Source organism: Caballeronia arationis, from assembly GCF_001544975.2.
GTDB classification, from domain to species: Bacteria; Pseudomonadota; Gammaproteobacteria; order Burkholderiales; family Burkholderiaceae; genus Caballeronia; species Caballeronia arationis.
This window is the reverse complement of sequence record NZ_FCOG02000032.1, coordinates 44,145-57,887: the sequence shown is the minus strand read 5'-3', so window position 1 is coordinate 57,887 and position 13,743 is coordinate 44,145. Positions and strand designations below refer to the sequence as shown.

At 66.9% G+C, this 13,743-nt stretch carries 11 protein-coding genes; 7 read left to right on the top strand and 4 right to left on the bottom strand.

The annotated features are described in order from the left end of the window. Positions 1-18: 18 nt before the first annotated feature. Positions 19-525: a plasmid fertility inhibition factor family protein gene (locus tag AWB81_RS20310; protein WP_062638345.1), complete on the bottom strand. Its 507-nt coding sequence runs from the start codon at positions 523-525 to the stop codon at positions 19-21. Positions 526-685: 160 nt separating this feature from the next. Between AWB81_RS20310 and AWB81_RS20305 the strand changes: the two genes are divergently transcribed. Genes AWB81_RS20305 through pdeM form a run of 4 tightly spaced genes read left to right on the top strand, consistent with a single transcriptional unit; the run spans position 686 to position 6,676 of the window. Then, positions 686-1,759 (top strand): ligase-associated DNA damage response exonuclease, encoded by a 1,074-nt coding sequence (locus AWB81_RS20305; RefSeq protein ID WP_062638344.1) that lies wholly within the window; start codon positions 686-688, stop codon positions 1,757-1,759. Then, on the top strand, positions 1,756-3,423 hold the full coding sequence (locus AWB81_RS20300) for an ATP-dependent DNA ligase (RefSeq protein WP_062638343.1): 1,668 nt from the start codon (positions 1,756-1,758) through the stop codon (positions 3,421-3,423). The genes AWB81_RS20305 and AWB81_RS20300 overlap by 4 nt, the downstream gene beginning before the upstream one ends. Further along, positions 3,420-6,017 (top strand): ligase-associated DNA damage response DEXH box helicase, encoded by a 2,598-nt coding sequence (locus AWB81_RS20295; RefSeq protein ID WP_062638342.1) that lies wholly within the window; start codon positions 3,420-3,422, stop codon positions 6,015-6,017. Before AWB81_RS20300 ends, AWB81_RS20295 begins: the two co-directional genes overlap by 4 nt. After that, the gene (pdeM, locus tag AWB81_RS20290) at positions 6,014-6,676 is read left to right on the top strand and encodes a ligase-associated DNA damage response endonuclease PdeM (protein ID WP_062638341.1); all 663 of its coding nucleotides are present in this window, start codon (positions 6,014-6,016) and stop codon (positions 6,674-6,676) included. Before AWB81_RS20295 ends, pdeM begins: the two co-directional genes overlap by 4 nt. A gap of 9 nt (positions 6,677-6,685) precedes the next feature. On the opposite strand, the gene AWB81_RS20285 is transcribed toward pdeM, so the two are convergent. Further along, positions 6,686-7,129 carry a hypothetical protein gene (locus AWB81_RS20285; RefSeq protein WP_062638340.1) on the bottom strand — a complete coding sequence of 148 codons (444 nt, stop codon included), beginning with the start codon at positions 7,127-7,129 and terminating at the stop codon, positions 6,686-6,688. Positions 7,130-7,439: 310 nt separating this feature from the next. On the opposite strand from AWB81_RS20285, the gene AWB81_RS20280 reads away from it, so the two are divergent. After that, entirely contained in the window at positions 7,440-8,612 is a 1,173-nt protein-coding gene (locus AWB81_RS20280) for an MFS transporter (RefSeq protein ID WP_062638339.1), read from the top strand. 128 nt (positions 8,613-8,740) lie between these two features. Next, positions 8,741-9,904: an MFS transporter gene (locus AWB81_RS20275; RefSeq protein ID WP_062638338.1), complete on the top strand. Its 1,164-nt coding sequence runs from the start codon at positions 8,741-8,743 to the stop codon at positions 9,902-9,904. Here the strand turns inward: AWB81_RS20275 and fahA are convergent. Beyond that, positions 9,896-11,242 (bottom strand): fumarylacetoacetase, encoded by a 1,347-nt coding sequence (gene fahA, locus AWB81_RS20270; RefSeq protein ID WP_087135080.1) that lies wholly within the window; start codon positions 11,240-11,242, stop codon positions 9,896-9,898. The two genes, AWB81_RS20275 and fahA, sit on opposite strands and share 9 nt — an antisense overlap. Further along, on the bottom strand, positions 11,197-12,534 hold the full coding sequence (gene hmgA / locus AWB81_RS20265; RefSeq protein ID WP_062638336.1) for a homogentisate 1,2-dioxygenase: 1,338 nt from the start codon (positions 12,532-12,534) through the stop codon (positions 11,197-11,199). Before hmgA ends, fahA begins: the two co-directional genes overlap by 46 nt. Positions 12,535-12,798: 264 nt before the next feature. On the opposite strand from hmgA, the gene AWB81_RS20260 reads away from it, so the two are divergent. Continuing rightward, entirely contained in the window at positions 12,799-13,620 is an 822-nt protein-coding gene (locus AWB81_RS20260) for an EAL domain-containing protein (protein WP_062638366.1), read from the top strand. The last annotated feature ends 123 nt before the right edge of the window (positions 13,621-13,743 follow it).

Genomic DNA, 13,743 nt, shown 5'->3' with positions numbered 1-13,743 from the left:
TCTCCGGCAAGCGAACGCTCACATATCCCCGTATTCCGACGACACGTCGCCCGACGCCGCGCACATCTGCCGCAGCAGTTCGGCTTCGCGCTCGTGCACTTCCACCGGCATGCACAGCGCGCCCGCGTGCGCGAGATAGCGCGCGCGGTGCTGGCCGTTCCTGAACGACACCACGCCTTCCCGATGCACGCCGATCAGGCCGAGCAGACCCGGCGCGCGCCGCGCCGAGATCGTCACGTAGGGCATTTCGGGCACGCGCGGATTGTCGGGATCGAGAAATTCGCGGATCCCTTTCACCTTGCCCGCATGCCAGTCGCTGACGGCCTTGAGCACGTAGTCGGTATCGTCGCGATCGGCGCACTCGAGGAGTCTGCGGACGTCGACCAGCACGACCTGATGACGCGAGTCGCGCTCGGTGAAGATGCGCTTCAGGCGCACGAAGTCGTACAGCGTGTGGCCTTGCAGCCGCACGATCCAGACCGCTTCGGCAGCGGCCGGGGCAACCATCGCAGAATCGATCGACATAGAGAAAGAAGAGCCAGGGCCGCGCGCGCTCCATGCGCACGCTTGTTAAGTGAAACTTGTACACCCTAGTGGCGGTTCGTGAAAGACTCATGACGGGCACGGCATGTGCTCTGTTGCGTGAATCAAACTACTCTCATCCGAGAAACCAGCCGGAGCGAGGTTGAACACGAACGGAAACACGCAGGCAGACCTGATCGTCGCGCGTCCGGAAGGGCTCTATTGCCCGGCGGGCGACTTTCACATCGATCCGTGGCGGCCGGTCGAGCGGGCCGTCATCACGCATGCGCACGCCGATCATGCGCGCTTCGGCCATCGGCACTATCTGGCGGCCGAACCGGGCGTCGGCGTACTGCTGTCGCGGCTGCCCGGCATCGACCTGCAGGGCGTGCCCTATGGCGAACGCATTGTCATCAACGGCGTGACCGTGTCGCTGCATCCGGCCGGACACGTGCTCGGCTCGGCGCAGGTGCGCGTCGAGCACGCCGGCCGCGTGTGGGTCGCATCCGGCGACTACAAGGTCGAGCCCGATCCTACCTGCGCACCGTTCGAGCCCGTGCGCTGCGACACGTTCATCACCGAATCGACGTTCGGCCTGCCGATCTATCGCTGGGAGCCGTCGCAGGTGGTGTTCGACGGCATCGACTCCTGGTGGCGTCACAACGCGGCCCAGGGACGCGCGTCGGTGCTGTTCTGTTATTCGTTCGGCAAGGCGCAGCGCATTCTCGCGGGCGTCGATGCCGCGATCGGGCCGATCTTCTGCCACGGCGCGGTCGAGCCGCTCAACCGCGCGTATCGCGAGGCCAGCGTGGCGCTGCCGCCGACGCGCCTCGTCTCCGACATCGCCGCGCGCGACAAAGCCGCGTTCAAAGGCGCGCTCGTGGTCGCGCCACCGTCCGCGCAGGGCAGCGCGTGGATGCGCCGCTTCGGCGACTACAGCGACGCGTTCGCGTCCGGCTGGATGCGCCTGCGCGGCACGCGGCGGCGTCGCGGGCTGGATCGCGGCTTCGTGCTGTCCGATCACGCCGACTGGCCCGGGCTGCAACTCGCGATCAGTGCGACGGGTGCGCAACGCGTGATCGTCACGCACGGCCAGATCGAGCCGATGGTGCGGTGGCTGCGCGAACAGGGCCTGGAAGCGGGCGCGTTCACGACCGAATACGGCGACGATGCGATCGAAGCCGACGCCGCCGAAGCGCCATCGGCGGCGGAAAGCGCCGCGAGCGACGCCCGATGAAACGCTTCGCCACGCTCTTCGCCGCGCTCGACGCGACGACCTCGACGAAGGAAAAGCTCGAAGCGCTGAGCGCGTACTTTTCGGCGGCCGAACCCGAGGACGCCGCGTGGGCGTCGTATTTTTTCGCGGGCGGCAAGCCGCGCCAGTCGGTGCCGACACGCCTGCTCACCGAACTCGCCCGCGAGCGCGCGGGCCTGCCGGAATGGCTCTTCGACGAGTCGTACCAGGCGGTCGGCGATCTGGCCGAGACCATCGCGCATATCCTGCCGCCCGCGACGCGCGAATCCGAACTCGGGCTCGCGCAGTGGATCGAGGATCGCGTGCTGACGTTACGCGGCGCGAATCCGCCGGAGTTGCGCGAGCGGTTGCTGGGTTACTGGGACGAACTGAACTGGAGCGAGCGCTTTCTGCTGACGAAGCTGATCGGCGGCGGATTTCGCGTCGGCGTGGCGCGGCAACTGGTCGTGCGCGCGCTCGCCGAGGTCGCGGGCGTCGATCACAAGCGCATCGCGCAGCGGATGGTCGGCTGGACCGACTCGCGGCAGGCGCCGAGCGCCGCGCGCTATCTGCGGCTCGTCGCGCCCGAGAGCGCGGGCGAAGACGTCGACGAACCGCACGAAAGCGATCTCGGCCTGCCCTATCCGTTCTTCCTCGCGCATCCGCTGCAGGCCGATCCGGCGACGCTCGGCCCGCCATCGGACTGGCTCGTCGAATGGAAGTGGGACGGCATTCGCGCGCAGCTCGTCAAGCGCGGCGGGCGTGTGTGGCTGTGGTCGCGCGGCGAGGACCTGATCACCGATCGCTTTCCCGAGCTCGCGTCGCTCGGCGCGGCGCTGCCCGACGGCACCGTGATCGACGGCGAGATTCTCGCCTGGGAGCCGGGCGGCCCGGCACCGCTGCCGTTCGCGCGCCTTCAGCCGCGCATCACGCGCAAGTCGCTGACGAAGAAGGTGCTCGCCGATTCGCCCGCTGCGCTCCTTGCCTACGACCTGCTCGAAGCCGGCGGCATCGACTTGCGCACGACGCCGCTCCATGAACGCCGCGCGCGGCTCGATGCACTTGCCGTGAAGCTCGGTGAAACGCTCGCGGTCGATTTGCTGCGCGTGTCGCCGCTCGTTGCGGCCGATGACTGGGACGCCCTCGCGACGCTGCGCGACGAGAGCCGGGCGCGCGGCGTCGAAGGCCTGATGCTGAAAGAGCGCCACTCGATGTACGGCGTGGGGCGCACGAAGGCATCGGGGACGTGGTGGAAGTGGAAGATTGACCCGTACGCCGTCGACGCCGTGCTGCTCTACGCGCAGCGCGGCCATGGTCGCCGCGCGAGCCTCTACACGGATTTCACCTTCGCAGTCTGGGACGAAGCCGACGGCGTCCGCACGCTGGTGCCGTTCGCGAAGGCTTACTCCGGCCTCACCGACGAGGAAATGCGCCAGGTCGATGCGATCGTGCGCAAGACGACGGTCGAGAAGTTCGGCCCGGTGCGCAGCGTCACGCCGACGCTCGTCTTCGAGATCGGCTTTGAAGGGATACAGGCGAGCCCGCGCCACAAGTCGGGCATCGCGGTGCGCTTTCCGCGCATGCTGCGCTGGCGCACGGACAAGCAGATCGACGACGCCGATTCGCTCGACATGCTCAAGGGCTTTCTCGGCGAGACCGCGTCATGAACGCGCCGGACGACGCCCGCGATCGGCCGCCACGCCCGCCGCGTCCGCGACGCGTGCCGAAGACGCGCGCAGCGCAGGCGAAAAGCGATGCCGCCGCGGCCGGATCGTTCCGGCCCGCGCCGTTCGTCGTCGATCCGCTCGAAGCGATCAAGCCGTTCGACGAACGCGTGAAACGCTGGTTCGACGACAAAGGCTGGCAGCCGTTCGATTTCCAGCGCGAGGTGTGGCGCGAGATCGCGCAGGGATCGAGCGGCCTGCTTCACGCGACGACGGGCGCGGGCAAGACCTGGGCGGTGTGGCTCGGCGCGCTCGCGGCTTTTGCGGAACCGAAGCCGCGCGCCCTGCCCGCGCCGCTCACCGTGCTGTGGATCACGCCGATGCGCGCGCTCGCCGCCGATACCGCCCGCGCATTGCAGGCGGCCGTGAGCGCGCTCGCCGTGCCGTGGTCGGTCGGATTGCGCACCGGCGACACGCAATCGGCCGAACGCGCGCGGCAGAATCGCCGGATGCCGTCGGCGCTCGTCACGACGCCCGAAAGCCTCACGCTTATGCTCACGCGCGCCAACGCACGCGAAGAACTCGCGCATGTGCGGCTCGTGGTCGTCGACGAATGGCACGAACTGCTCGGCAACAAGCGCGGCACGCAGACCCAGCTCGCGCTCGCGCGCCTCGCGCGCTGGCGGCCCGAGCTGCAGGTGTGGGGCCTCTCCGCGACGCTCGGCAATATCGGTCTCGCGCACGACGCGCTGCTCGCTCCGGTCACGACGCCGCGCGTGACGGTGCGCGGCGCCCAGCCGAAGACGCTGATCGTCGATACGCTGATCCCCGATACGATCGAGCGCTTTCCGTGGGGCGGCCATCTCGGCGTGCGGCAGGTCGGCCCGGTCGCGGATGAAATCGATCAGGCGCGCAGCTCGCTCGTCTTCACCAACACGCGGTCGCAGTCGGAAATCTGGTATCGCGCGCTGCTCGAACTGCGCCCCGACTGGGCCGGGTTGATCGCGCTGCATCACGGATCGCTCGACCAGGAAGTGCGCGAGTGGGTCGAGCTCGGCTTGAAGAACGGCCAGTTGAAGGCCGTCGTGTGCACGTCGAGCCTCGATCTCGGCGTCGACTTCCTGCCGGTCGAACGCGTCTTCCAGATCGGCTCGCCAAAGGGCGTCGCGCGGCTGATGCAGCGCGCCGGACGCTCCGGCCACGCGCCCGGGCGCGCGTCGCGGGTGACGATCGTGCCGACGCACGCGCTCGAACTCGTCGAAGCGGCGGCGGCGCGCTGGGCGGTCGAGGAGAAGCACATCGAAGGCCGCGAGATGCCGTACAAGCCGCTCGACGTCCTCGTGCAGCATCTCGTGACGGTGGCGATCGGCGGCGGCTTCAAGGCGCCCGAACTCTTCGACGAAATCCGCAACGCGTATGCGTACCGCGACCTGACCCAGCAGGAATTCGACTGGGCGCTCGCCTTCGTCGAGCGCGGCGGCACGTCGCTCGCGGCGTACCCGGACTATCACCGGGTCGAGCGCGACGACAGCGGCGTCTATCGCGTGCCGCGCGAGGACCTGATGCGGCGGCATCGCAACAATGTCGGCACCATCGTCGCGAACGCGACCGTCAACGTCGCCTATATGACGGGCGGACGCATCGGCGCGATGGAGGAATCGTTCATCTCGCGGCTGAAACCGGGCGATGTCTTCACCTTCGGCGGCCGCACGCTCGAACTCGTGCGCGTGCGCGACATGACCGCCTACGTGAAGCGCGCGACCTCCTCGCGCGGCGCGATGCCGCAATGGGCCGGCAGCCGCATGCCCCTGTCGTCAGAACTCGCGGGCGCGACGCTCATGATGCTCGCGCGAGCGAACGCCGGCATCTACGACGAACCCGAGATGCGCGCCGTGCGGCCGCTGCTCGAATTGCAGGCGAAATGGTCCGCGCTGCCGGGACCGGGCGTGCTGCTCGTCGAGGCGATTCGTTCGCGCGAAGGGCATCACTTCTTCTGCTATCCGTTCGCCGGACGCACGGCGCATATCGGGCTGGGATCGCTGATCGGCTGGCGCGTCGCGCGCGACCAGCCGAGCACGTTCTCGATCTCGATGAACGACTATGGGTTCGAACTGCTGTCGGCGCGTCCGTTCGACTGGGCGACGCTCATCGAAGGCGGACTCTTCTCGCCGGCGAATCTCGAACGCGACATTCTCGCGAGCCTCAACTCGTCGGAACTCGCGGCGCGACGCTTTCGCGAGATCGCACGCGTGTCGGGGCTCGTGTATCAGGGGCACCCGGGACAGCAGAAAAGCGCGCGGCAGTTGCAGGCGTCGAGCGGGCTTTTCTACGAAGTGTTTCGCAAGCACGACGCCGACAACCTGCTGCTCGCGCAGGCCGAGGACGAAGTGCGGTTGCAGGAACTCGAACTGGACCGTATCCGCGTGGCGCTCGAAGGAATGAACGCGAGCCGCCTCGCGCTCACGCATCCGAAGAAGCCGACGCCCTTCGCGTTTCCGCTGATCATCGGACGGCTGCGCGAGAAGGTGAGCACCGAGAAGCTGTCGGATCGCGTCGAGCGGATGCTGGCCGATCTGGAAAAGGCGGCGCGCACATGACGACCGAAGCGCTGACCGTCGATGTCGCCGGCCACACGCTGCTGCTCTCGGCCGAGCGCGCGGCATTCGATCCGCTCCTGAAGGCGCTCTTTGTCGCCGATGCGCATTTCGGCAAGGACGCCGTGTTCCGTGCGCGCGGCATTCCGGTGCCCGCGGGGTCGACCGATGCGAACCTTGCGCGGCTCGATGCGCTCGTCGCGACGCACCGGCCGGAGTCGATCGTGTTTCTCGGCGACCTGCTGCACGCGCGGGAATCGCATGCCGACGAGACGCTGGGCGCGCTGTCGGCGTGGCGCGCGCGGCATCGACAGTTGCGGATGCTGCTCGTCGAAGGAAATCACGACCGGCATGCGGGCGCGTTGCCGGAGGCGTTCGGCATCGAGATGGTGTTCGAACCGTTCGACATGGGACCGTGGGCGCTTTGTCACCATCCCCAGGCGGTGGACGACGCGTATGCGCTCGCGGGGCACGAGCATCCGGTGTACCGGATCGCGACGCGCGCGGACCGCGTGCGGCTGCCGTGTTTTCGCTTCGGCGCGCGCGGCGGCGTGTTGCCCGCGTTCGGCGAGTTCACCGGCGGGTTCGAAGTCAACGACTCGGCGCGCGGCGAGGCGATTTATGTCGTCGCCGGGGAAAGGGTGCTGGAAGTGCGGGGGTAAAACCCGCCTTTAGTGATAAATCGTCTTCGACGACGTGAGCCTCGTCAGCGTCCCGCGCTGGAACCTGTACCAGCCTTCGCCGGTTCTGAGCACGGCTTCGTCACGCTGCCAGTACACGCTGTCGATCCTGAGGCGCCGTCCGATGCGCTCGACCGCCGGCGGCTTCCTGCGGAAGTCGTAGAGCACGAGGCCATTGCCCTCTTCGACAAGCATCCGCGCGACCGCCTCGTGCGGCCCCGACGTATCGTCGAAATGGCGCAGGCGGCTGCCGTTCACGCGATCGAACGGCTGGCCGTCGATCTGCGCGACGTAAGCGCTTCCCTCCTGCACGAACTGAAGCGAGCCTCCGACGGTCGCAACGGGTCCCGTTGTGCCGCTTTGCGCATGCGCGACGCTGGCGAAAAGCGCTGCTGTCGCAAGCAGGCCCTGAAGAAATCTGCGGCAATCGATCATCGAATGACTCCTGGAAACGCGGCGCTTTCCCAACACCGCGCCAACGCGCAATGATCCGAATTTTGACATCGCGTAATTAAAAGAACCATTCAAAAGCGCCCCGTCGCAGGGAAGACTCATGCGTACATCGGACCTTTCCGGAAAATAAGCCTCACGCGAGCGCCGTGCCCGACCGACAAAACTAAGGGTTTTCACCAGCAAGCGCGTGCTTCCTTCGGTACACTTCACTCCTTCATTCATCGCGTAACGCCTGGCGTCCTTCATTTCGAAAACGCGCGTCGCGACGACACTTCCGCGCCCCTCCGCCGCCATGCCCTTGCCTCTTCTCGCTCTCGCCATTGCCGCGTTCGGCATCGGCACGACCGAATTCGTCATCATGGGCCTGCTGCCCAATGTCGCCCGCGACCTCGACGTATCGATTCCCGCCGCGGGCATGCTCGTCTCCGGCTACGCGCTCGGCGTGACGATCGGCGCGCCGATCCTCGCGATCATCACCGCGAAGATGCCGCGGAAAAAGGCGCTGATGGGGCTGATCGGCGTGTTCATCGTCGGCAACATGCTGTGCGCGATCGCGCCGGGCTACTGGGTCCTGATGGGCGCGCGCATCGTGACGGCGTTCTGCCACGGCGCGTTCTTCGGCATCGGTTCGGTGGTCGCGGCCGACCTCGTCGCGCCGAACCGCCGCGCGCAGGCGATCGCGCTGATGTTCACCGGCCTCACGCTCGCGAACGTGCTCGGCGTGCCGCTCGGCACCGCGCTCGGCCAGGCGGCCGGTTGGCGTGCGACGTTCTGGGTCGTGACGCTGATCGGCCTCGTCGCGGCGGGGGCGCTCGCCGTCTGCCTGCCAAAGCACATCGAGATGCGCGAAACCAGCATCCTGCGCGAATTCGACGTGCTCAAGAATCCCCAGGTGCTGATGGTGCTCGGCATCAGCGTGCTGGCGTCCGCCAGCCTTTTCTCGGTCTTCACCTACATCACGCCGATCCTTGAAGAAGTCACCGGCTTCTCGCCGCATGCGGTCACTTACGTGCTGCTGCTCTTCGGGCTGGGGCTGACGGTCGGCAGCACGCTCGGCGGGAAGCTCGCCGACTGGAAGGTGCTGCGCTCGCTGCTGTCGTTCCTGCTCGCGATCGTCGCGATTCTCATCATCTTCGCCGGGACGATGCGCTTCGAAATCCCCGCGATGATCACGATTTTCCTGTGGGGCGTGCTCGCGTTCGCGATCGTGCCGCCGCTGCAGATCCTGATCGTGAACCGCGCGAGCGACGCGCCGAACCTCGCCTCGACGCTGAATCAAGGCGCCTTCAACCTCGGCAACGCGACGGGCGCGTGGCTCGGCGGCGTCGCGATCAGTGCGGGCGCACCGCTCGAGGCGCTGCCGTGGGTCGGCGTCCTGATGGCATGCGGCGCGTTCGGCCTGACGCTTCTGTCGGCGTCGATCGAGCGGCGTGCGCGGCGCTCGGCAATCGGCCAGACGGCCTGATTCTTCTTCCTTCTGGCGAGCGGCGCGATCGCGCCGCCTCCCTCGCCGCCTTTCAATCGGAAAAGGCACAATCACGGCTTCACAATTCCACGCGCGCCCGGTGAATCCGCGACGGCGCGCGTTCGTCGATGAAACGCATTCTCTCGCGTGACTTTCTTGCACTGATTCTCAGCGTCGCCGTGGTCGGGCTCGGCCTAGGCGCGACGCTGCCGCTCACCGCGCTTGCGCTGACGCAGGCGGGCTACGGCACCGACGTCGTCGGCCTGATGACCGCGATGCACGCCGGCGGCGGCCTTGCCATCGTGCCGCTCGCGAGCCGGATCGCCGCGCGGTTCGGCGCGCGCGAGGCGATCGTCGGCACGGTGATCGCGGTGGCCGGCGCGACGGTGCTGATGCAATTTACGACCAACCTGTGGCTCTGGGCGGTGCTGCGCTTCGTGTGCGGCGCGGCGCTGATGCTGCTGTTCACGATCGGCGAGGCATGGGTCACGCAACTCGCCGACGATTCGACGCGCGGACGCGTCGTCGCGATCTACGCCACCAACTTCACGTTGTTCCAGATGGCGGGGCCGGTGCTGGTGAGCTTTATCGGCGACTGGCAGGCGGGGCGCTTCGCTCTGTGCGGCGCGATCTTTCTTTGCGCGCTGCCCGCGCTCGCGCTGATCCGCGTCGCGCCGCAGACGGAGGAAACGCACGACGCGCCCGCGAACTGGCGGCACGTCCTGCCGCGCATGCCGGCCATCGTGGTCGGCACCGGCTTCTTCGCGCTCTTCGACACGCTCGCGCTCTCGCTGATGCCGCTCTTCGCGATGTCGCACGGGGTATCGGCGGAAGTGGCGGTGCTCTTCGCCTCCGCGCTCCTGCTCGGCGACACGACGATGCAGTTCCCCATCGGCTGGCTCGCCGATCACGTCGGACGCACGCGCGTGCATATCGGCGCGGCGGTGGTCGTGGTGATGCTGTTGCCGCTTTTGCCGTGGGCGGCGTCGCGGCCGTGGGTCTGCTGGCCGCTGCTCTACGTGATCGGCGCGGCGGCGGGCAGCATCTACACGCTGTCGCTCGTCGCGTGCGGCGAGCGCTTTCGCGGCGCGGCGCTCGTTTCGGCGACGTCGATCGTCGGTGGGTCGTGGAGTATCGCGAGCTTCGGCGGCCCGGTCGTCGCGGGCGCGCTGATGCGCCAGAGCGGGCCGAACGCACTGATCGCGGTGCTGGTCGCGAGCGCCGCCGCGTTTCTGGTCGCGGCGGCCTGGGAAGCGCGCGCCGGGCGCGCGGTGTCGAACGTCTCAGACTGAAGGCACGGCACGCGCCGCCAGGATCCGCCCGGCGCACTCGCCGAAGCCGACGCGATAGCCGTCGCCCTGGCACCAGCCGGTGAGCGTGAGCTCGTCGCCGTCGACGATGAACGCGCGCTCGCCGCCCTCTTCCAGCTTGATCGGACGCTGGCCGTTCCAGGTGCTCTCCAGCAGGCTGCCGCACGAATCCGTCGTGGGCCCGCTGATCGTGCCCGAGCCCATCAGGTCGCCAACGCGCGTATTGCAGCCCGCGACCGTGTGATGCGCGAGTTGCTGCGCCATCGACCAGTACATCAGCTTGAAGTTGGTCCGCGAAATCGTGGTCGCCTTCGACACGCTTTGGGGACGAAGCGTCACTTGCAGTTCGATGTCGAATGCGTGGTCGCCCTCGTGGCGCAGATACGCGAGCGGCTGGGGGTCCTGCTTCGGCGTCGCGGTGCGAAACGGTTCGAGCGCGTCGAGCGTGACGATCCACGGCGAGATGGTCGTCGCGAAACCTTTCGCGTTGAACGGCCCGAGCGGCACGTATTCCCACTGTTGGATGTCGCGCGCGCTCCAGTCGTTAAGGAGCACCATGCCGAAGATGTGCGACTCGGCTTCGTTGCAGTCGATCGGCTCGCCGAGCGCATTCCCCGCGCCGACGATGAACCCCATCTCCAGTTCGATATCCAACTTGCGGCACGCGCTGAAAACCGGCCGTTCGTCGTTCGGCAGCTTGATCTGGCCGTTCGGGCGACGCACCGGCGTGCCGCTCACGATCACCGACGACGCGCGCCCGTTATACCCGATCGGCATCTCCGACCAGTTCGGCAAAAGCGCGTTCTTCGGATCGCGGAACATCGAGCCGACGTTCGTCGCGTGCTCCTTCGACGAATAGAAATCGGTGTAGCCGGGAATCTCGACGGGCAGATGCAGCGTCGCGTCCGGTTGCGGCACGAGCGAGCGCTGGCGCAGCGCGGCGTCGTCGCGCAGGGTCGCGTTGCCGTTCGCCAGCAGCGCGCTCAACGCGATGCGCACGTTGCGCCAGGCGTCGCGGCCGAGCGCGATGAAATCGTTCAGGCGCGGCTTGTCGAACACGCCGCTCACCGGCAGAAGCCCGGCCCGTTCGAGGGCGGCGAGATCGACGATCCAGTCGCCGATCGCCACGCCCACGCGCCGCGACGGATTAACCTCGTTGCTGAACACGCCGAACGGCAGGTTCTGGATCGGGAAGTCGCTTGCCGCGTCATTGGCCGAATCGATCCAGCTTTTCAGCGCCGGGGCCAGCGTGGCTTTCAGTTGCTCGGACGTGCTCATCGTTGCTCCGGGTTGAAATGTTTCGTGAGGCCTTGCCAGCATTCATAGTAATGCGCCTGCAGTTGCGCGGTTTCGAGCGCGAACTGCGTCGGCTTGATCAGCGTGCGGGTTTCGAACATGAACGCCATCGTGTCGCCGACCTTGGCCGGCTTCGATGTATCGATGCCCGACGCCTTCTCGAACGTGCCCGCGTCCGGGCCGTGTCCCGACATGCAGTTGTGCAGGCTCGAACCGCCCGGCACGAAACCTTCGGCCTTCGCGTCGTAGGCGCCGTGCACGAGTCCCATGAACTCGCTCGCGACATTGCGATGGAACCACGGCGGGCGGAACGTATCCTCGGCGGCGAGCCAGCGCGGCGGGAAAATCACGAAGTCGATCGTATCGACGCCCGGCGTGTCGCTCACCGACTGCAGCACCAGGAAGATCGACGGATCGGGATGATCGTAGCTGATCGAGCCGATCGTGTTGAAGTGGCGCAGGTCGTACTTATAGGGCGCGTAGTTGCCATGCCACGCGACGACATCGAGCGGCGAATGGCCGATGTCCGCGCGCCACAGCACGCCGTTCATCTTCGCGACGAGCTCGAACGCGCCTTCGCGATCTTCATACGCGGCTTGCGGCGTGAGGAAGTCGCGCGGATTGGCAAGGCCGTTCGAGCCGATCGGCCCGAGATCCGGCAGTTGCAGCAGAGCGCCAAAGTTCTCGCAGATGTAGCCGCGCGCCTGATCGTCCGGCAGCGCGACGGAGAAACGCACGCCGCGCGGAATCACCGCGATCTCGAACGGCGCGACATCGAGCTTGCCCATCTCCGTGAAGATCGCGAGCCGCCCTTCCTGCGGGACGATCAGCAACTCACCGTCCGCGCTGTAGAAGAAGCGGTCCTTCATCGAGCGGTTCGCGGCGTACAGGTGGATCGCGCAGCCCGTCATCGATTCGGCGGCGCCGTTGCCCGCCATCGTCACCCAGCCGTCGACGAAATCGGTCGGCTCGGCGGGCATCGGCAGCGGGTCCCAGCGAAGCTGGTTCGGTGGCGTCGGCGGCACTTCAGCGAAATTCGCGACGAGTTTCGCGCGCAACTCGTCGCCCGTGACCTGCGTGAACGGCATGTGGACCGCCGCCGGGCGAATGCGATAAAGCCACGACCGGCGGTTGTGCGCGCGCGGCGCGGTGAACGCCGTGCCCGACAACTGCTCGGCATAGAGCCCATAGGGTGCGCGCTGCGGCGAGTTTCGGCCGAGCGGCAGGGCGCCTGCCAGCGCCTCGGTCGCGAAGTCGTTGGCGAAGCCCGACTGATAGTGAAGGCTCGTGTCCGTGTGAGTCTCGAACGTCGGCATGGTGATGATGTCCTCGTTGGGCTGTCCGCCTTTGAACGCGAGTGGCCGCGTTTTTAGACGGACGAAGATGATTTACGAATAGTAAAACGAATTACGTTTAGTTAAATCGTCGTAAACCCTAGGGGCACGCGTCGTGCGGTATGGAGCGGGAATATCAATATGTGAATATTGTGCAAAGCGGCGCGCCGCGCGCTGCTACCATCGACGGATGCCTCGCTGCGTCATCGCATCCGGCATCGCGCCCTGCCCAAAGCTACGTACACAATGATCGCGCCGACCGTCCCCGAACTCGTCTCCAAAGCAGCGACACATCCGTTTCTCGGCGCGCATATCGCGCTCGGCGATTGCGAGCATGGCGGCGTGGCCGTCGCGCATTACCACGACGGCACGCTCGCGAGCGCCTACGAACCGATCTTCGATGTCGGCACGCACAGCTTTCCGCAGACGCTCTCCGCGTCGCCCGAGAGCGCCGAGCGTTTCGGCGACGAACTCGGCATGCAGGCGCTGACGCTCGTCGGCGGGGGCGAGTCCTACGATCCGTTCGCGCAAATCGAAGACGATCGGGAACTGGTCGAGCTGGATCGCCTGTCGCGCGCCCTGCACGCGTTCAATTTCTTCGGGACGCAGCGGCCGGGCCTCTTGTTCCTGCGCGTCCACGAACGGCTCCTGAAGAGCGTGAAATACGATCACGGGCTGCACTTCTCGTCCGTGCTGATCGATTTCGGGCTCAATCCTTCGCGCATCGTGATCGAACTGCCGGCGGCGGCCGTCGCGCACAAGACGTTTCTCGGCTATCTGACGAAGAGCTACCAGCGCTACGGCTTCAAGGTCGCGGGCAATCTTCCGAACGCCGGGCAGATCATGTCGGTGTCGGAGATGGCGCGGCTCGACTTCATCAAGATGGATGCGGCGTCGGCACTGCGCGATTCGGTGGTAAAGCATCTCGTCGGCTACGCGAGCCGCCTGCGCATTCCGCTCATCTTCAGTCACGTCGTCGACGAAGCGCAGTTCGACGCTCTCCAGCAATTCGACGTGCGCTTCGTGCAAGGCCCTGTGTTCGACGCGCATCCGGCAAATTCGCGCTGAGCGTCGGGGTCGTTTCAAACGATCGTTGTGCGACGCAACGATCGCAGCGTTCAGGTCACGCGTGCGCGCCGCCGTTTCCCCGATGTTTCCTGCCGCATTGCAACGCTCGACGTGCTGCAAGGC